This is a genomic window from Curtobacterium sp. PhB190, assembly GCF_004365385.1.
In the GTDB taxonomy this organism is placed as follows: Bacteria; Actinomycetota; Actinomycetes; order Actinomycetales; family Microbacteriaceae; genus Curtobacterium.
In genome coordinates this window covers 121,254-140,451 of record NZ_SODN01000004.1, presented here as the reverse complement: position 1 = coordinate 140,451, position 19,198 = coordinate 121,254, and the positions used below count along the sequence as shown (strand labels likewise).

The window sequence follows — 19,198 nt, the reverse complement described above, 5'->3', positions numbered from 1 at the left end:
TCTGCGCACCTCGCGCTCGTTCCGGAACGCTAGTTGCGCTGCGCCGCGGCCAGCAGGTCCGGGCCGCGCCGGTCGAACAGCCGCCCGCCCGCGAAGATCCCGATGACGAGCACGACCACGCCGACCCCGATGCCCACCGCGAGCGTCAGCATCGACCACGGCTCGGCGCCGCGGACGAAGGCCAGCACCGCGAGCCACGCCGCCGGGACGGTGCAGAGCACGATGCCGATCACCATCATCGACTGCGCGACCGTCGCCGTCACACCCGCGGCCTGTGGCTGCTGGAACGGGTGGTCGCCCGGCCGCACGGTCGGGTAGGGCAGCAGGACGGACACGACGCTCGACAGCCCGAGTCCGGACAGCAGGGCGCTGGCGCTCACGCCGATCAGCAGCGGGAACACCGTCCAGTCGTCGAACAACCAGGCGGACACCGCCGAGCCGGCCACGATCGCCGGCGCACCGACGACGAGGACCGGGACGACACGGCCGAGACGGTCGCTCCACCCGGGAGCCCCGGAGGCGACGTGCAGCCACACCGCGGTGTTGTCGTACGAGACGTCGTTGTGCGGCAGGAACCCGGCGATCAGCGCCATGAGCGGCAACGGCACGAGCGCGGTCCAGTGCCACGGCACCCCGGCGACCCCGAGCGGGATGACGACGAGCGGGACGAACAGGATGATCAGGTACGAGGTGCGGTACCGCGGGTCGCGCACCCAGTAGGTCAGGGCGCGGGCGGCGACGGCGGCGACCGGTGTCGAGCCGAGCCGGTCGAACCAGCCGAGCCCCTGGTAGCGCCGGGTCCGGGTGCGACCGTCGACGGTGTCGAGCGCCCGACCGACGAGCGTCCACCACGCCCAGGTGAGCAGGGCGACGACGGCGATCGCGACGAGCAGCTTGAGGAACCCGGTGCCGACGTGGCCGCTGGCGACCTCGGCGGGCACGGCCCAGGCGGCGCCCCACGGTGTCCACCCCGCGACGTCCGCGACGCGTTGCATCTCGGTGCCCTCGGGGTCGAGCCAGTCGACGCGGAGCAGCAGCGAGACCGCCGGGATCGCGAGCACGATGATCACGAGCGCGACGAGCCACCCGGCGTCGCGGGACCGGTGCGGACCGATCAGCCGCGAGCCGACGGTGCAGCACACGCGGACCAGGAGCGCGCAGGTGGCGATCGCGAGCAAGCCGCCGATGACCGCGAGCACACCGGTGCCGGCGTCACGCGCCCAGGCGATCGACTGGGCGACGGCCACGACGACGACCCCGATCACCGGGACGCCGATCAGCCCGGCGACGACGAGGCCGATCGCGAGCCCGCGACGGCCGATGCCGAACACCGCGAAGCGCCGCGGGTCGAGCTGGTCGCTCCGTCCGACGACAAGCGGGACGACGGTGAACGCGAACGCGATGAGCGTGCCGACCGGCACGGTGACCGCACGGGCCGTGTCGGGGTCGGCGGAGCGCAGCGCGACCGTCTGCGTCGCGACGAACACGGCGGCGAGGAGCCCGACGAGGCTGCCGAGCACGACGAGCACGGACCGGCGGGCGCTGCCGCGGACCTCGCCCGCGAGCAGGTCGGCCCTCAGCCGGAGAAGCTGTGCAACCATTCCATGCTCTCTGCCACGACGCGGCCGCCCGCGAGTTCGACGAACTTGTCCTCGAGGCTCTTGCGACCGCGCACCTGGGCCATGGTCCCCGAGGCGAGGACCTTGCCGCCGACGATGATGGCGACGGAGTCGCAGGTGCGCTGCACGAGCTCCATGGAGTGGCTGGAGAGCACGACGGTGCCGCCACCGCGCGTGTAGCGGCGAAGGATGTCGGTGATGGTCGCAGCGCTGACGGGGTCGACCGACTCGAACGGTTCGTCGAGCACGAGGACCCGCGGCGAGTGGATGAGCGTGGCGGCAAGGGCGATCTTCTTCGCCATGCCCACCGAGTAGTCGGCGACCTGGCGACCGAGCGCCTCGCCGAGCCCGAACGCCTCGGCCAGGTCGGTGCTGCGCTCACGAGCCGTGGCACCGTCGAGACCGCGCAGGGTGGCCGAGTAGTAGAGCAGCTGCGCACCGGTGAGGCGGTCGAACAGCCGCAGGCGGTCCGGCAGCACGCCGAGGCTGCGCTTGGCGGCCGTGGGGTCGGCCCAGACGTCGTGGTCCAGGACCGTCACGGACCCGGCGTCGGGACGCAGCAGACCGGTGATCATCGACAGGGTGGTCGTCTTGCCGGCGCCGTTCGGGCCGACCACGCCGAAGATCGAGCCCTGGCGGATCTCGAGGTCGACCTCGTCGACGGCGAGGGTCTGCCCGTACCGCTTGACGAGGCCGTCGGCGGCGAGCACGACGGGCTGCAGCTTCTGCGGGGCCTTGGGCGCGGTGGCCCGGGGAGCACGCTTCTTCGCGGCGGGGCTCGTCGCGGCGTCCGCCTCCGGTGCGTCCGTCTCCGGTGCGCCCTGCGCTGCGTGCACGGTCGCGTCCGTCGCGGACGTCGCGTCGCTCGACGCGGGGCCGGGAGGCACGGTGCCGGTCGTGCCGGCGCCCTTCGCCGGTCGCTTGGTGCGTTGCTTCGTGGTGCGCGCCTTGGCGGGTCGGGCGCCGGTGGTCGTCGTCGGGGCCGCTGCCGCGGCACGGGCCGCGGGACCGGGCACTGCGGTACCGGGCACTGCGTCCGACTGCGGCTCGGTGACCGGATCGGTGTCGGCGGCCGTGGTGTCGGCAGCCGTGGTGTCGTCGGTCATCTCGTCATCAACGGAGGCGTCGCGCGCATCCGGTTCCCCCATGTCGTCGTCGTCGGCGTCGTCCCCCGCCGCGGCGTCCACCCGGTCGGCGGCACGCTCGTCGGCGTCCTGCTCGTCGGTGTCACTCGCTTCGGTCATCCAGGCAGCGTCGGTCGTGGCGTACACGTCCTCGTTCTCTGCTCTGGCGGCCATCGCCCAACCGTACCAACGCTCTCCGGACAGCGGGGAACCGCCCGCTCCAGTGTCACGAAATGAGTACGAAGCGCGGCGGACCTACCCCTTGAGCGGGTGTTTCCGTATCATTCACCAGGGCACGAAGAAGTGTTCACCACTTGGAAACCTGCTCCGGCGGGCTCTCCGACACCGTGCAGCGGCCGCCCTCGTGGCCCGCGGCGTCCGGTTCTCGGCGAACTCGGACGTTCCGCGAGCAGACTCGACGAGGCCCGCCCGTGCCCCAGGGCGCGCGGGCGGACACCAGAAGGGACCAGCATGACCACGCAGATCGTGATCCTCGCAGCGGGGATGGGCAGCCGGCTCGGCCGCAGCCTGCCGAAGCCGCTCACGGAGCTCAGTGACGGCCGCACCATCATGCAGCAGCAGTTCGACAACATCCGCGCCGCGTTCGGCTCGAGCGCCCGCGTGACGATCGTCGTCGGCTACAAGTCGGAGCACATCGTCGAGGCCTTCCCCGACGCGTCCTTCGTCTACAACGAGTCCTACGACTCCACCAACACCTCGAAGAGCCTGCTGCGCGCCCTCAAGGCGACCGGCAAGAGCGGTGTCCTCTGGATGAACGGCGACGTGGTCTTCGACCCGATGGCGCTCGTCCGAGCGGCCGACATGATCGACGAGGACCACTCGTTCGTCAGCGTCAACACCGACAAGGTCTCCGACGAAGAGGTCAAGTACACCGTCGACGCCGAGGGCTTCATCCACAAGCTCTCCAAGCAGGTCGTCGGCGGGCTCGGCGAAGCCGTCGGCATCAACTACGTGTCGGCGAACGACAAGCAGGCCCTCATCCGTCAGCTCGGTCGCGTCGACGACCAGGAGTACTTCGAGGGCGGCATCGAGGCTGCCATCGCCGAGGACGGGCTACGCTGGTCCCCGATCGACATCTCCGACCTGTACGCGGTCGAGATCGACTTCGCCGAGGACCTCGAGCGCGCGAACAACCTGTTCGCCTGAACCTCCGTCAGGACCCCTTCGGCGGTTCCGCCCGAAGGGAAACCGTGACCACAGCGAGCGCGCCGACCGTGCCCGCGGCTGCCGCACCAGCGGCGACCCGGAGCGCCGGTCGGCGCTACCGTCATGCCCTCTGGCTGCTGACCGTCCGCGACCTCCGGGTCCGGTACTCGACGTCGGCGCTCGGGTACGTCTGGTCGATCCTCGACCCGCTCGTGATGTCGGCGATCTACTGGTTCGTCTTCACCCAGGTGTTCCACCGCGGCTCGGTCGGTGAAGACCCGTACATCGTCTTCCTGCTCTCCGCGCTGCTGCCGTGGATGTGGTTCACCGGGGGCGTCTCGGACTCCACGCGGGCGTTCATCAAGGAGTCGAAGCTCATCCGCTCGACGACGATCCCCCGCACCATCTGGGTCGCGCGGATCGACGCGTCGAAGGGCATCGAGTTCCTGCTGAGCCTGCCGGTGCTGGCGGCGTTCGCGATCGCGACGGGTGCGCACCTGCACTGGCAGGTCGTCTTCTTCCCGCTGGCGATCGTGCTGCAGTGCGCGCTGGTGTACGGCCTCGGCCTGATCGTCGCGCCGCTCGTCGTCTTCTTCCGCGACCTCGAGCGGGCGACCAAGCTCGTCCTGCGCTTCCTGTTCTACGCATCGCCGATCATCTACGGCACGCACGCGCTGCCCGACGCCCTGCGCCCCATCGCCGCGGTCAACCCGCTCACCGGCATCTTCGGGATGTACCGCGCCGCGTTCTTCCCGAGCCAGCTCGACTGGCTCGAGGTCGGGGCGTCGGTGGTCATCACGGGCATCGTCCTGGTCATCGGCTTCGCGGTGTTCCGACGCAGCGAGCACCGCGTGCTGAAGGAGCTGTGATGACCGCCACCGACCAGACCCGACGTACCGAGACCGTCGCGCCGGTGATCACTGTGCGCGACGCCGGCATCTGCTTCAAACGCAACCGACGGGCGAGCCGCAACTTCAAGGACCTCTTCGGCGGACGCGGCCGCCGCAAGCGTGCCGACGAGTTCTGGGCGCTCCGCAACGTGTCGTTCGACGTCCGTCCGGGCGAGGCGATCGGCGTCGTCGGTCGCAACGGTCAGGGCAAGTCCACGCTCCTGAAGCTCGTGGCGCAGGTGATGCTGCCGGACGAGGGCCGGATCGACGTCGGGGCCGGCGTCGCGCCGCTCATCGAGATCACCGGTGGTTTCGTCGGCGACCTGTCCGTCCGCGACAACGTCTACCTGACCGCCGGCCTGCACGGCATGTCGCGCGCCGAGATCCGTGCCGCCTTCGACGAGATCATCGACTTCGCCGAGATCGCGGACTTCGTCGACACCCCGTACAAGCACCTGTCGAGCGGCATGAAGGTGCGCATCGCGTTCGCGGTGATCTCGCGGCTCGACGAGCCCGTCATCCTGGTGGACGAGGTCCTCGCCGTCGGTGACAAGGCCTTCCGCGAGAAGTGCTACAAGCGGATCGAGGAGCTCCTGGCCGGCGGTCGGACGCTCTTCTTCGTGTCCCACAGCGACAAGGACCTGCGCCGCTTCTGCGACCGCGGTCTGTACCTCGACAAGGGCCGGCTGCAGCTCGACGGCACCATCGAGGAAGCGCTGGCGCAGTACTCCGCCGACTACGGCGTCTGACCGGTCGGGTACTCCCCCTACACAACCAGGGCACCACGGTGCCCCCTCCACAGCGACGGGTTCCCGGGTGCTGCGCCGGGGCCCCACCGTCGGACCCTCCCCCTAGCGTTCCCCCCATGCACCACCCAGCACCCGCGTACGCCGTCCCGTTCACCATCGACCGCTCGCAGGCCCCGCGCCGGTACGACCTCGTCAACACCGGGGACGAACCGGTCGACGGCCTGACCCTCACCCACCTCGGCAACGGCTACAGCCCGCCGCTGGCGGTGCACCGGCTCGAACCGGGTCGACGTCTGTCCGTCGCCGTGTTCGGCGCGGATCCGCAGGACACCGGCGTCGTGATCGTCCGCTGGCGCCGTCCGGACCGCTCCGAGTACGTGTGGCGGATGTCACTGGTCGGTCAGGGGCTGCACCCGTGACCGTGTCCGGACGGGGCTCAGCGTTCGCCGCGCTCGGCAGCGACGGTGCGCCAGCGCTCCAGCAGCCACTCGACGGCAGCGTGGAACCGGGCCGTCGCGGCACCGGGCGTGGTGTCGCCGAAGTAGCGCGCCACCCACTGCTGCAGCTTGGCGAGCTCGGCGGCGTCCCCCACGGCGGCGTCGATCCGCGCGAGCACAGTCGGCGCGTCGGCCGCGGTCAGCCAGTTGGCGTCGCTCAGGTAGCCGCGTTCGTCCACATCGGCCTCCGGCGACACCGGGCGGGTCACGATGAGGGGCTTCCCGACCGCCAGGCGGTCGTAGATCATCGCGCTGATGTCGGTGATCGCCACGTCTGCGTCGGCCAGCTGCCAGCCGAGCTCGCCGCCCTCGTCGTGGACGTGGTGCGCGGTGGGGTCGGCCGCGTTCGCCGCCGTGATCGCCGCGACGATCCGCTCGTGTGCCGTTCGGTACGCCGGGTCGAGCACGCCGCTCCGCGGGTGCGGGCGGTACACCAGGCGGTGGCGGGGCGACGCGAGCACCTGCTCGGCGATGGTGGTGCCGTGGGACGCGATCGAGCCGTACGCTGCGGCGCCGCGGTCGCCCTCCCACGTCGGTGCGTACAGCACGACGGTCCGGTCGTCGGCGGGGTACGGTGCCGCGCCGGCGAAGTGGTCGGCCTGGGGGCGGCCGATCGCGATGGTCCTGGCGTCGAGGTCGTAGTCCCACAGCGCCTCGGCGAGCCGGCCACGTGCGGCGTCCCCGGCGATCAACGCGTAGTCGTACGCCTTGAACTGGTTCGTCGTCATGTACATCTTGTCGCTCTCGCCGTGGTTGACGAAGACGTGCCACATGCGCCCGTACCGCATCATCTGGAAGTTGCGGGCGTTCTGGTTGACGTAGAGCACCACCTTCGGCGCCTGGGTCTCGACGAACTGCTCCAGGTCGACCACCTGACGGGCGTACACGGCGGGGACCGGCGACTCGTCGATGAGCGTGGTCATCGTGCCCGGGCTGCGCGCGATGATCGCGACCGGGTGCGTCTTCGCCAGTTCGGCCAGCGGCGCGTACCACTGGCGCACCTGGTACATGTTCACGGGGCCGTCGGCGAAGTAGACCGCGATCTCGATCGTGCCGGGCGCCGGCGCCGCGACCGACGGCAGGCGACGGGCGAGCTCCCGGCGGCTCCGGCGCGAGGCGAGCAGGCGCTGGGCCAGGCGCACGGCGGTCCGCACGTCACTGGTGATCGGCATGGACTGTCTCCCGTTCTGCGGTGGCGGTGGCGGTGGCGGTGGGGTTCGGGGTGGTCAGACGACGGGCGGGCGCCCGGCGAGCGTCATCCGGGCGACGGTCAGCCAGCTCATCGGTCGGGTCGGTCCGCAGTCGGTGGTCCGTCCTTCGCGGATGCCGGCGAACCACGTCGTCAGGCGTCGCGGGTGTCGCCACCAGCGCGCGACCTGGATCGCGGCCCACGAACCGACGTAGAGCGGTCGGAGCGGTGCCGGCAGGTTCCGTCGGGCCAGCCACACCCGGTTGCGGGCGTTCAGGCGGTAGTACTCGGTGTGCCGCGCCGGGTCGATGGCCGGGTGGTGGGCGACCAGGTCGCCGGCGTACCAAGCACGTCGACCGGCGTCCCACACGCGCCACGCGAGTTCGATGCCCTCGTGCGCGTAGAAGTACTCCGCTCCCCAGCCCCCGACGATCCGGTACACGTCCATCGGCAGCACGACGGCGCCCTCCCACACCGAGAACACCGGCGACGAGTGGTCCGGCTCGCCCTTGCGGATGCGCGGGACCCAGCGCCGCGGGTTGGCAGCGCCGGTCGGGTCGACCACGCGGGGCTGGAGCAGTCCGAGCGAGGGGTCGCGTTCGAAGCGGCCGACGGCGTCCTGCAGGAACGTCACCGAGGGGATCGAGGCGTCGTCGTCCAGGAAGAACACGTAGTCCCCGTCGACGACCTCGGCACCGGCGTTGCGGCCGGCCGGGATCCCGAGGTTCTCCGGCAGCGCCAGCGTCCGCACCCCGTCCGGCAGGCCGGTCGGCTCCCAGCCGTTGCCGACGCAGACCACGTCGAGTTCGACGCCCTGCTGCGCGAGCACGCTGTCGAGCCCGCGGCGCAGGTCGTCGGGCCGGGTGCCCTGCGACAGGCTCACGACGGCGACACGGGGTCGCTTCGGGTGCGCGACCGCGTGGCGACGAACGGTGCTCGGGGTCACGGTGCCATCGGTCACCGCGCCGTCGGGCACCGCGTCGTGGGGCACCGCGTCGTGGGGCACCGCGTCGTCGGTCACGCCTTGACCCGCTTGGACGCGATGATCGCCAGGAAGTGTCCGACGGTCGCCAGCACGGCCAGCGGCAGCAGCGCCCCGACCAGGATCCGGCTGGCGAGCGTGTCGCCGATCGCCAGTCCGATGAGCGCGAACAGGAACGCGAGCATGCTCAGCTCGACCGAGTGGTACAGGCGGTGGAACGGCAGGAACCGCGCCAGGCGGCGGAGCGAGGCGAGCTTCCGGCCGGACGGCGCGGTCGAGGCGTCGCGTCGGTCGACGAGCTTGTCGAGCCCCGCGTTCGCCCGGGCGACGTGCACCATGTCGTTGAGGGCCTTGTTCAGCACGATCACCAGGCCGAGTGCGCAGCCGATCGTGGTCCACATCCAGTCGGCGCCGTGGATCGGCCAGGTGGCGGCTCGGATGCCCAGCGCCACCGGGATCAGTCCCTCGGTCGTGTAGTGCCCGACCTTGTCCAGGAACACCCCGGCGGGCGAGCGGGTGCCACGCCACCGTGCGACCTCGCCGTCGCAGCAGTCCACGAGCATCTGCAGCTGTCCGAGCACCAGGGCGAGCGCTGCGCCCCAGATGCCGGGGATGAGCAGGGCCGCGGCGATGCTCCACCCGACCAGGATCATCAGGCCGGTCACCTGGTTGGCGCTGACGCGGGTCTTCAGCAGCACCCAGGTCAGGTACGGCGAGACGTCGCGCAGGTACAGCGACGCCGTCCAGTGCTCGGCGTTGGCGCGGGCGCGGACCTCGTCCGGCTGGGCGACGGCCCGCAGCTCGGCGATCGACGTCGGGCGTGCGGATCCGCGGCCGTGGGTGGCGGGGTCGGTCATGGGGTCACCGTCCGGTGTGGGTGGTCAGCTCGGAGGTACGGGTGAGGAACCCGATGATGAAACCGAGCCCCCATCCCACGTGGATGCAGGGCAGCACCACGAGCAACCAGAGGAAGGTCGCCACCCCGGACCGGCGCGCGACGGCGACCGACCCGAGGACGACGAAGAGCAGGTACACGGCGGGCACGGCGAACCCGAGGAGCGCCCAGGCGACCGGGCTGCCGAGGGCTGCGCCGACGACACCGACGACGCCGGCGAGGATTCCGACGGCCATGGCGGCGACCATCGCGGGCGGCACGAAGTACCGCAGGCCGTTGTTCGCGGGGAACCGACGGGCGAGCTCGCCTCGCCACAACCCGGTGGCGACGAACTGCCGCACCAGGCGCTTCAGGCTCGGTCGCGGGCGGTAGGTGACGACCAGCTCGGGCGTGAACCACACCGTGCCGCCGGTCTGGCGCAGGCGTCGGTTCAGTTCCCAGTCCTGGCCGCGCTTGATGCCCTCGTCGAACAGGCCGACCTCGAACAGGCGGTCGCGGCGGAAGACGCCGAGGTACGCGGTCTCGGCCGGGCCGGCGGTCCCACCGACGTGGTGCGGGGTGCCGCCGAGGCCGACGCGGCTGCCGTACGCCAACGCGACGGCCCGCTCGAACGGGCTGCGGCCCTCGGCGCGCATGATGCCGCCGACGTTGTCCGCACCGGACTCGAGCAGGGTGCGGACGGCGATGCGCGTGTAGTCCGGTGGCAGCACCGAGTGCGCGTCGACGCGGACCACCACGGGGTGCACCGACGCCGTGATCGCGACGTTCAGGCCGGCCGGCGTGGACCCGACCGGGTTGTCGATCGCCCGGATGCGTGGGTCGGCCGCGCTCATCTCGGCCACGAGTTCGTTCGTGCCGTCGATCGAGGGGCCGAGCGCGAGGATGACCTCGAACACGCCGGTGTAGTCCTGGTCGAGCAGGCTGGCGACCGCAGCGCGGACCTCGGTGACCTCGTTGAGCACGGGCATCACGTACGAGACGCCCGGCAGGGGCTGTCCGTCTGTCTGCATGCGTACCTCGGGGTGCTGGCTGGGTGCACGGGACGCACCGGGGCGGTGCCGCCCCGCAGAGCGACCATGAGCCTATCAAGACCCGAACCCGGAACCTGCGGGGCGCCCGCGACGCGACCCGCAGACGGACGGGAGGCCCGGCGCACGTCGTGCACCGGGCCTCCCGTCCTGTCCGTGGTGGCGTCAGCCCTTGCTGTCGTACGTGCCCAGGGTCACGTCCGCCTCGCGGGACTGCCCGTTCCGGAGGTAGCTGATCGTCGTCGACGCACCGCCTGCGAAGTAGCGGACCTGCGCCGTCAGGTCGGTGGCGTCCGAGACGGTCGCCGAACCGATCTTCGTGACGACGTCACCCTTCTGCAGACCGGCCTTGGCCGCCGCACCGCCGGACGAGACCGACTTGATGAGCGCACCCATCTGGGTCGCGCTCGCGTTCTCCGAGGCGTCGCCGACCGTGGCACCGAGCAGGCCGTGCGTGGCCGAGCCCTTGTCCTTGATCTCGTTCGCGACGCGCTTCACCAGGTTCGACGGGATCGAGAAGCCGACGCCGATGCTGCCGGCCGCCGAGTCCGACGACGACGAGCTGCCGGCCGAGGCGATGGCCACGTTGATGCCGATCAGCTTGCCCTTCGCGTCGAGCAGGGCACCACCGGAGTTGCCCGGGTTGATCGACGCGTCGGTCTGGATGACGGGCAGCGAGACCGTGGTGTTCGCGGACGAGCTGCTGCCGTTGTCGCCGTTGCCCCAGAAGTCGAACGGGCCGCTGCCGCCGTTGCCGCCCTCGTTCGAGTCGCCGCCCTCGCTGGGAGCGCTCGACGTGACCTGGATGCTGCGGTTCAGGGTCGAGACGATGCCGTCCGTGACCGTGTTCGACAGGCCCAGGGGCGCACCGATCGCGACCGCGGTGTCACCGACGTTGAGCTTCGTGGAGTCGGCGAACTCCATCGGCTTGAGGTCGGTCGCGTCGATCTTGATGACCGCGAGGTCGACCGTCGGGTCGGTGCCGATGAGCTTGCCCTCGTAGATCTTGCCGTTCGAGGTCGTCACGGTGATCGAACCGTTCGAGCTGTCGCCGTCGAGCGTCACCACGTGGGTGTTCGTGACGATGTAGCCGTCCTTGCTCATCACGACACCCGAACCGGTGCCGGCCTCGTTGCTGGACGACACGTTGATCGTCACGACCGACGGCGTCGCCTGAGCAGCGACCGCGGTGACGACCGTCGCGGAGTCGTAGTCGTTGACCGTGAGGTTGCCGCCCTGCGACGAACCGGAGGACGACGTGACGGTGCCGCCCTGCGACGACCCGGCGAGCCACCCGGCGCCGCCGCCGACCAGACCCGCGACGACCAGTCCGGCGATGATCGGCAGGACGAGCTTGCTGCGCCCGGAACGGGTGGTGGTCGTGGTGGCAGCGGCACCCGCTGTTCCGTCGGCGAAGTAGTGGCCGTTGCGCTGGTTCGCGCCGTCCACGTCGCCGAAGGCGCTCGTGGCGGACTGCGGTGCCTGCGCCGACGCCGTCGCGTACTCCGACGAGGACGCGGGGGCAGCGGCGGAGGCCGGCTGGGCGTACTCGCCGTACCGCGGCTGGCCCGCGGTCGGCTGCTGGCCGTACGGCGGCTGCTGGGCCTGGCCGTACTGGCCCTGCTGGCCGTACTGCGACTGCTGACCGTACTGGGACTGCTGGTTCGGCTGGTTTTGACCGTACTGGGACTGCTGGCTCTGGCCGTACTGGGACTGCTGGCCCTGGCCGTACTGCGACTGCTGGCCGTACGGGCTCTGCTGGGCCTGCCCGTACTGCGGCTGCTGGTTCTGCCCGTACTGGCTCTGCTGGGCCTGCCCGTACTGGCTCGTCTGGTCTGCGGCGGGCTGCTGGCCGTACTGGGACGCCTGCCCGTACGGGGAGGTCTGCTGGCCGTACCCGGCCGGCTGCTGGCCGGCATCGCGCTGCTGGTCGCCCGAGAGCGTCGGGTACGGGGCCGTGTAGCGGTCCGTGGGGTGGTCGGTCGCCGACGGGATCACGTCGGTGTGGTCGGCGCTCGTGGCGTCGTCGGACCGCTCGGCGTTCTCGGGCTGCTCGGCGTCGTTGGACTGCTCGGAGTCGTTGAACTGCTCGGAGTCGTTCGGCATCGACGTGTTCCCCTTCGTGGCCGCTGCGGCGGCGTCCTCACTGGCGGCAGGCGATGCCGCATCGTCCGGACGGCGGTCGTCGCCCTGCCCGTTGGGCGTGGTGTCGGTCATGCTGGACGTGCTCCTTTCAAGCTCGTGCAGTCTGTCGCAACCACCTGAGCGGTGCTTCTGGCGACGCTGGAAGCATCCTCTGCCGATCTTATGCGTGGGCTGTGGGTCCGTCCCCGGATCGCCGTCGGACGGCCAGCTAGGTTGGGGTCCGTTCAGCGCGACACGTCGTCGCCGTCACCGGAGGGAACCACATGCGGCAGGCAGGACCCTGGTTGCGAGCAGCCGAGGGAGCGATGCTCCTGGGACCCGACGGCGTCCCGGCGCCCACCGTCTTCGCCGAGATGAGCGCCCTCGCCGCGAGCACCGGCGCGATCAACCTCGGGCAGGGCTTCCCCGACCAGGACGGCCCCGCCGAGGTGCTCGAAGCCGCGGTCCGCGCCATCCGGGACGGCGTCAACCAGTACCCGCCCGGACGCGGGACGGTCGACCTCCGCACCGCCGTGGCCGAACACCAGCAGCGGTGGTACGGCCTCGAGGTCGATCCCGACCGGCAGGTCCTGGTCACCGCCGGCGCCACCGAAGCGCTCTCCGCGACGCTCCTCGCCCTGGTCGAACCGGGCGACGAGGTCATCACGTTCGAACCGTTCTACGACGCCTACGGTGCGCTCGTCCGGCTCGCCGGCGGCACCCACGTCACCGTGCCCCTCACCGCTCCGGACTTCCTGCCGGACGAGGACACGCTGCGCGCCGCGTTCACCGACCGCACCCGCGTCGTGCTCGTCAACACGCCGCACAACCCGACCGGCCGGGTCCTGCCCGACGAGGTCCTGCGCACGATCGTGGAACTCGCGACGCAGTACGACGCCCTCATCGTCACCGACGAGGTCTACGAGCACCTGACGTTCACCGTCCCGCACACGCCGATCGCGACAATGCCCGGAGCCGCCGAGCGGACGGTCTCGATCTCGAGCGCCGGCAAGACCTTCAGCACCACCGGCTGGAAGATCGGCTGGCTCACCGCTCCCCCGACGCTCGTCGACGCGATCACGACGGTGAAGCAGTACCTGACCTTCGTCAACGGCGCACCGTTCCAGCCGGCCGTCGCCGTCGGACTGCGGTTGCCCGACGCCGTCTTCGCCGGGATCGCCGCCGAACTCGCCGCCAAGCACGAACTGCTCGCCTCGGGGCTCCGGTCAGCGGGCTTCGACGTCATGCGGCCGGACGGCGGGTACTTCGTCATCGCCGACACCGCGCCGCTCGGGTACGACGACGCACGGGCCTTCTGCCTCGAGCTGCCCACCCTGGCCGGGGTCGTCGGCGTGCCGGTGTCGGCCTTCGTCCGGCCGGAGCACGCCGCGGGCTACCGGTCCCTCGTGCGCTTCGCGTTCTGCAAGCGGCGTTCCGTCCTCGAGGACGCCGCCGGCCGCCTGGCACGCCTCCACGCGCCGTCCTGAGCCCGATCCCGCCACCGGCGCAGTCGCGACCACGGATCGGACGGGACCTGCCGGTCAGGGGCGAGCCGCGCCTCCAGGCCGGGCGCGCAGCGCGACGTCGTACCGGCGGAGTGCCAGCGACGGGTTGACCTGCCGGACCGCCTCGGTCACGGCGGTGTCGACCGTCGCGACGAGCGTGCCGGGCGCAGAGCCGGCCGACGCCACGGCGACACCGGAGGGGTCGAGCACCACCGAGGCGCCGATGCCGATCGGCGGCGTCTGGCCGACACCGACGACCCACACGGTGTTCTCGATCGCCCGCGCGGTGAGCAGGGTCCGCCAGTGGTGCTCCTTGCCGGGGCCGCGCACCCACTCGGCCGGCAGCACGACGACGTCGGCCGCACCGTGCTCGGGCGCTGCCAGCCGGCGGGTGACCTCGGGGAAACGCAGGTCGTAACAGGTCTCGAGCCCGATCCGGAGGCCTTCGAACTCGAAGACCGGCAGCTGCTCCGGGTCTCCGGACTCGATGCGGTCGGACTCCCGCGACCCGAAGGCGTCGTAGAGGTGCACCTTCCGGTAGGTCGCCGCGAGCTCGCCGGTGGGGAGCACTGCCACCAGGGTGTTGCGGAAGCGCGTGGGGCCTGCCGGGGTCGCTGCGTCGGACGTTGATACGTCGGTCGTCTCGGCGATCCCGACGACGAGCGCGAGTCCGGTGTCGCGGGCGATGTCCTGCAGCCCTGACACGAAGGGGCCGTCGAGCGGCTGCGCTGCGGCGACGAACCGGTCGTCGATGTCGGCGGTGAAGTACGACGAGTACTCCGGCGTGACGAGCAGCGCCGCTCCCCGCGCCGCTGCGTCGACCGCCGCGGTCCGGACGGTCTCGAGGTTGGCCACCGGGTCGTCCACGGGAGCGAACTGCGCGGCGGCGATCGTGAGGGTGCCCATCCGCCGAGCGTACCGGCGCACTGCGGAGCGTTCCGGCGTGGAGGATCCCGGGAACGAGGAAAGCCCCGGTCCTTCCGGACCGGGGCTTTCGTGTGACGCTTGGTTGCGGGGGCAGGATTTGAACCTACGACCTCTGGGTTATGAGCCCAGCGAGCTACCGAACTGCTCCACCCCGCGGCACATTGAATAGCCTACACACGGTCGTGGCGGGGCACAAATCGTGTGCCCCGCCACGGCGTGTCAGCTGCCGTCTTCGGCTGCGGTCGCGGCCTCGATCGCCTCTTGCAGGCGCTTGTCGGCCTCGGCTGCAGCGACCAGGTCGTTGTCGGCGTAGGCCTGCTGACGGTCCTGCAGGGCGTCGTTCGCGTCGGACAGCGCCTGCTGCAGTGCGTCGTTGTCCGTGGTGCCCGAACCGGTCGAGCCGTCGGTCGACCCGGAGCCCGAGTCGGAACCGGAGTCGGACGAGCCCGACCCAGACGAACCGGAGTCGCTCCCCGAACCACTGGCATCGGAGTCTCCGGCAGCAGCACCCGAGTCACCGCCGAACAGCGAGTTGAGTGCCTCGTCGAGGGTGTCCTCGAACGCGATCTTGTCGCCGAACGCGACGAGCACCTTCTGCAGCAGCGGGTACGAACCGCTCGACGTCGACTGCACGTACACGGGCTGCACGTACAGGAAGCCGCCGCCGACCGGAAGGGTGAGCAGGTTGCCCTGCTTCACCGTCGAGTTGCCGCGCTTCAGGATGTTCAGCTCCTGCGACACCGTGGTGTCCGAGTTGAACAGGTTCTGCACCTGCGCCGGGCCCGGGATGTTGTCGGTCTTCGGCATCGTCAACAACGTGAGCTTGCCGTAGCCCGACGCCTTCTTGCCCTTGCCCGCACCTCCCGCGTCGGAGTCGGCGGCCAGGTAGCCGGTCAGCACGTTGCGGTTGTTCGCACCGGCGGACTGCTGGGGGATGTAGGTCGTGTACAGGTTGTACGCGGTCTCCTGCCCCGGCACCTTCATCGTCAGGTAGTACGGATCCTGCAGGTTCGCCTTGCTCGCGGTCGTCGTCGTCTGCGCGCCCAGGGCGTTGGTGGTCGTCGACGTGTCGGCGGCGCTCGCATCCGTGTCGGTCGACCCCGTGGTGGTGGGCTCCTGTGGTGTGTTCCACGCGTCGTCACCCGAGTAGAACGAGTTCGCGTTCGTCACGTGGTAGGTGCCGAGGATCGACCGCTGCACCTTGAACAGGTCCGTCGGGTAGCGGACGTGGTCCAGCAGCTCGGCGCTCATGCTCGACACCGACTTGACCGACGTCGGGAAGATCTTCTCCCACGTCTTCAGCACCGGGTCCTTGGTGTCCCACGCGTAGAGGGTCACCTTGCCCGTGTAGGCGTCGACCGTGGCCTTCACCGAGTTGCGGATGTAGTTGACCTGGTCGGTGCGGTACGCCGAGGACTCCGAACCGGCGATGCTGTCCGACAGGCTCTGGCTCTGCGAGTACGGGTAGGCGTCGCTCGTCGTGTAGCCGTCGACGACCCACTGGATGCGGTGGTCGACGATCGCCGGGTAGGCGTCGCTGTCGACCGTCAGGTACGGCGCGACCTTCTGGACACGCGTGATCGGGTCGCGGTCGTAGAGGATCTGCGAGTCCTTGTTGACCGCGTCCGACAGCAGGACCTGCTCCGACTGGAACTTCGCCGCGTAGACGAGTCGGTTGAAGAAGTTGCCCACACTCGGTCCGCCGTCGCCGGAGTACGTCGTGGTGGCGTTGCCGCCGTTGTCGTCGTCGGATCCGGACGGGTAGTCGAGCTCGACGTCCTTCGAGCCCTTCGGCGCCCCGACGATCGAGTACGCCGGCGAGGTCTCGCCGAAGTACACGCGCTGCTGGAAGTCACCCAGCGCACCGTTCGAGGGGATGCCCGACTCGAGGAACACCGGCTTGCCGTCGCTCGCGCGCTGGTTGCCGAAGGCCGCGGTGACGCCGTAGCCGTGGGTGTACACGAACGCCCGGTTGTACTGGGTGTTCGCGGCCGAGCTCAGACCGTCGAGGTCGATGTCGCGCACCGCGATGACGGTGTCCTCGGTCTCGCCCTTGACGTCGTACCGGTCGACGTCGAGCTCGTCCGGGAACTGGTAGTACTGCCGGTACTGCTGCAGCTGGCTGAAGGTGTCGGAGACGATCTTCGGGTCGATGAGGCGGATGTTCGCCGTCGTCTGGGCGTCCTGCGCGAGGGCGCCGGAGCTGGCCTCGGTCGTGGCGTCGTAGTTCTGTTCCTTGACGTCGGAGACACCGTAGGCGTCACGCGTGGCCTTGATGTTCCGCTCGATGTACGCGGACTCGTAGGTACGCTCCGAGGGCTTGACCTGCAGGCGCTGGACGATCCAGGGGTAGATGCCCCCGATGACGATCGCGGCGACGAGCAGCAGGCCGGTGCCGACGATCGAGATGCGCCAGCGGCCGATCACCGCGGTGACGATGAACAGGATCGCGACGATCGCCGCGATGCCCGCCATGATCTCGCGACCCGGGATGACCGCGTTGACCTCGGTGTACTGCGCACCGGTGATGAGCGAGTTCGACTTGGTGAGCGCCGCGTACTGGTCGAGCCACAGGCTGACGGCCTGCAGCGCGATGTAGAGCGCAGCGGTGACGGCGAGCTGGATGCGCGCGGCACGGGAGATCCGGACTTCACGTCCCCCGAAGCGCAACGCGCCGTACAGGTAGCAGGCGGCGAGGGCGGCGAGCCCCGCGATCAGCACCACGGCCGACGAGTACGCCACGATCGAGCGCCAGAACGGCAGCTCGAAGACGTAGAAGCCGATGTCCAGGCCGAACTGCGGGTCCGTCTTGCCGAACGGGGTCCGGTTGAAGTACTCGAGCACCATGCTCCAGCGCCCCGAGGTCGACAGCCCGGCGAAGATGCCGAGCACCACCGGGATGCCGATCATGACGGCGCGGCGCAGCGGTTCGATGACCTGCTGGTACCGGTCCAGCTGCGAGTTGAGCTTCGCGTAGACCGGGCGGTACCGGAAGGCCAGTCCGATGCTCAGGAAGACCGGGATCGCCATTCCCAGGAAGCCCGCGAGGAACATCAGGGTCCCTGCGATCCACCGCGTCGTGAGGACCTGCTGGAACCCGAGCTGCGCGAACCACGCGTAGTCGGTGTACAGGCTGGCGAAGATGAAGAAGCCGATCACCAGTGCGGCCAGCACGATGATCGTGACCACGATCGGGACCCGCGGCGAACGCCGCCCCGAGGTGGACGAGGTTGTCGTCACTTGATGTGCTCCAGACGTGTCGGACCGGCGGGCCCGGCTCGCGGCGGGCCGTCAGTGCACTGATCCTATTGGACCGGGCGGACTGTGAAACTGTGCGAGGACTCAGGAACTCGGTCAGGAACCGCAGCGGGCGAGCTTCGCGGTGCTCTTCCCGTCGGCGATGGTCTGCAGGTCGGTGACGGCCTGGTCGAGCGTCGACACCTTGTAGACGTCGAGCCCGTCCGGCACGTGCCCGACGACCTCGCCGCAGTTGTCGGCCGGGGCGAGGAACACCGTCGCCCCCGCTTCCCGCGCGCCGTAGAGCTTCTGCCGGATGCCGCCGATGGCTCCGACCTCGCCGTCGGCGGTGATCGTGCCCGTCCCCGCGACGTGCTTGCCGCCGTTGAGCTTGCCTGGTGTGATCTCGTCGATGATCCCGAGCGCGAACATCATGCCGGCCGAGGGTCCACCGACGTCCTGCAGCTTGATCGAGACGTCGAACGGGAAGTCGTACTTCTCCGTGACGCCGACGCCCAGGAGCGCGGTGCCCTGCTCGTCGCGCGGGGTCACCCGGACGTCCTTCGTCGCACCGTCGCGCTCGATGGTGACGGTGGCCGGGGTCGACGTGCCGTGCTTCGCGACGAGCTCGCGCAGCGAGGTGGCGTCGGCGTTCGTCGTGAGCGGGGTGCCGTCGAAGGCCGTGATGACGTCGCCCTTCTCGATCGGACCGTCGGCAGCCGAGCCGGGCTGCACGGTTCCGACCTCGAGTTCGGTCGGCAGGTCGTTCCCCTGCTGGATCAGTGCTGCGGCCACCGCGGACTGCTGCGACGCCTGCATGTCGGCGGAGTCCTGCTGGTTCACCTGCTCGGTCGTGGTGCCGGTCGGGTAGATCGCCTCGACCGGGATCACGGCCTCGGACTTCGTGAAGATCGCCCGGACGACGCTGGTCCACGACGGACGGTTCGTCGCGTCGCCCTGGATGCCGACCGTCAGCATGTCGAGCGCACCGGCGGTGGGGTAGGTCTCGTGCCCGGAGACCTGGATCAGCTTGACGTCCTTCGCGTCCTTGCCCGTCCCCTGCTTCTGGGTCCCGATGGTGTTGTAGACCGGTCCGGGGACCTCGATCAGGTACGGGCTCGGCAGCACGCTCGCCAGGATCCCCAGCACGACGGCACCGATCACGAACGCCCACCCGACGGTCCTGGCACGCGAACGACGACGGGGCGCGGGGGTGAAGAGGGTCACGCGGGGTCCTTCCAGGGGCGGTCGCCGGGCCTGACGGC

The 19,198-nt window shown here is 70.4% G+C and carries 15 protein-coding genes and 1 tRNA gene; 5 read left to right on the top strand and 11 right to left on the bottom strand.

From position 1 onward, the window contains the following. Positions 1-29 precede the first annotated feature (29 nt). Together EDF47_RS08005 and EDF47_RS08000 are read right to left on the bottom strand one after the other, a co-directional pair. Positions 30-1,601, bottom strand: coding sequence for an ABC transporter permease (locus EDF47_RS08005; RefSeq protein WP_133936878.1), 1,572 nt, complete (start codon positions 1,599-1,601; stop codon positions 30-32). Beyond that, complete coding sequence (locus EDF47_RS08000) at positions 1,577-2,917, bottom strand: ABC transporter ATP-binding protein (RefSeq protein ID WP_243834026.1); 1,341 nt, start codon at positions 2,915-2,917, stop codon at positions 1,577-1,579. The genes EDF47_RS08005 and EDF47_RS08000 overlap by 25 nt, the downstream gene beginning before the upstream one ends. A 297-nt stretch (positions 2,918-3,214) precedes the next feature. Here EDF47_RS08000 and EDF47_RS07995 point away from each other — a divergent pair, with 297 nt between their 5' ends. The 4 genes from EDF47_RS07995 to EDF47_RS07980 all read left to right on the top strand — a co-directional run bounded on the left by EDF47_RS07995 (position 3,215) and on the right by EDF47_RS07980 (position 5,968). Further along, on the top strand, positions 3,215-3,910 hold the full coding sequence (locus EDF47_RS07995) for a phosphocholine cytidylyltransferase family protein (protein WP_111085011.1): 696 nt from the start codon (positions 3,215-3,217) through the stop codon (positions 3,908-3,910). Positions 3,911-3,978: 68 nt separating this feature from the next. Next, positions 3,979-4,779: an ABC transporter permease gene (locus tag EDF47_RS07990; protein WP_123939022.1), complete on the top strand. Its 801-nt coding sequence runs from the start codon at positions 3,979-3,981 to the stop codon at positions 4,777-4,779. Further along, positions 4,779-5,549 carry an ABC transporter ATP-binding protein gene (locus EDF47_RS07985; protein WP_133936880.1) on the top strand — a complete coding sequence of 257 codons (771 nt, stop codon included), beginning with the start codon at positions 4,779-4,781 and terminating at the stop codon, positions 5,547-5,549. Before EDF47_RS07990 ends, EDF47_RS07985 begins: the two co-directional genes overlap by 1 nt. A gap of 116 nt (positions 5,550-5,665) precedes the next feature. Beyond that, entirely contained in the window at positions 5,666-5,968 is a 303-nt protein-coding gene (locus tag EDF47_RS07980) for a hypothetical protein (protein ID WP_111085009.1), read from the top strand. Positions 5,969-5,985: 17 nt separating this feature from the next. On the opposite strand, the gene EDF47_RS07975 is transcribed toward EDF47_RS07980, so the two are convergent. The 5 genes from EDF47_RS07975 to EDF47_RS07955 form a co-directional block, all read right to left on the bottom strand. Beyond that, entirely contained in the window at positions 5,986-7,218 is a 1,233-nt protein-coding gene (locus EDF47_RS07975) for a CDP-glycerol glycerophosphotransferase family protein (protein WP_133936882.1), read from the bottom strand. Positions 7,219-7,272: 54 nt separating this feature from the next. Further along, on the bottom strand, positions 7,273-8,181 hold the full coding sequence (locus EDF47_RS07970) for a glycosyltransferase (RefSeq protein WP_243698044.1): 909 nt from the start codon (positions 8,179-8,181) through the stop codon (positions 7,273-7,275). A 71-nt stretch (positions 8,182-8,252) separates the two neighbouring features. Continuing rightward, positions 8,253-9,074, bottom strand: coding sequence for a CDP-alcohol phosphatidyltransferase family protein (locus EDF47_RS07965; RefSeq protein ID WP_123294078.1), 822 nt, complete (start codon positions 9,072-9,074; stop codon positions 8,253-8,255). Between the two features lie 4 nt (positions 9,075-9,078). Continuing rightward, the gene (locus EDF47_RS07960) at positions 9,079-10,122 is read right to left on the bottom strand and encodes a glycosyltransferase family 2 protein (protein ID WP_123294079.1); all 1,044 of its coding nucleotides are present in this window, start codon (positions 10,120-10,122) and stop codon (positions 9,079-9,081) included. Positions 10,123-10,305: 183 nt separating this feature from the next. Further along, on the bottom strand, positions 10,306-12,357 hold the full coding sequence (locus EDF47_RS07955) for a trypsin-like peptidase domain-containing protein (RefSeq protein WP_243698029.1): 2,052 nt from the start codon (positions 12,355-12,357) through the stop codon (positions 10,306-10,308). 191 nt (positions 12,358-12,548) lie between these two features. On the opposite strand from EDF47_RS07955, the gene EDF47_RS07950 reads away from it, so the two are divergent. Next, a complete protein-coding gene (locus EDF47_RS07950; protein ID WP_131878376.1) occupies positions 12,549-13,751 on the top strand; it encodes an aminotransferase class I/II-fold pyridoxal phosphate-dependent enzyme in 1,203 nt (400 codons plus the stop codon). A gap of 54 nt (positions 13,752-13,805) precedes the next feature. On the opposite strand, the gene EDF47_RS07945 is transcribed toward EDF47_RS07950, so the two are convergent. From EDF47_RS07945 to EDF47_RS07930, 4 genes are all read right to left on the bottom strand, one after another. Next, positions 13,806-14,675 carry a carbon-nitrogen hydrolase family protein gene (locus tag EDF47_RS07945; protein WP_131878375.1) on the bottom strand — a complete coding sequence of 290 codons (870 nt, stop codon included), beginning with the start codon at positions 14,673-14,675 and terminating at the stop codon, positions 13,806-13,808. 100 nt (positions 14,676-14,775) lie between these two features. Beyond that, positions 14,776-14,852 (bottom strand) — tRNA-Met (locus EDF47_RS07940). Between the two features lie 63 nt (positions 14,853-14,915). Continuing rightward, positions 14,916-17,885 (bottom strand): UPF0182 family protein, encoded by a 2,970-nt coding sequence (locus EDF47_RS07935; protein WP_207913217.1) that lies wholly within the window; start codon positions 17,883-17,885, stop codon positions 14,916-14,918. Between the two features lie 165 nt (positions 17,886-18,050). Next, positions 18,051-19,160 carry a S16 family serine protease gene (locus EDF47_RS07930; protein ID WP_243649853.1) on the bottom strand — a complete coding sequence of 370 codons (1,110 nt, stop codon included), beginning with the start codon at positions 19,158-19,160 and terminating at the stop codon, positions 18,051-18,053. Positions 19,161-19,198: the final 38 nt, after the last annotated feature.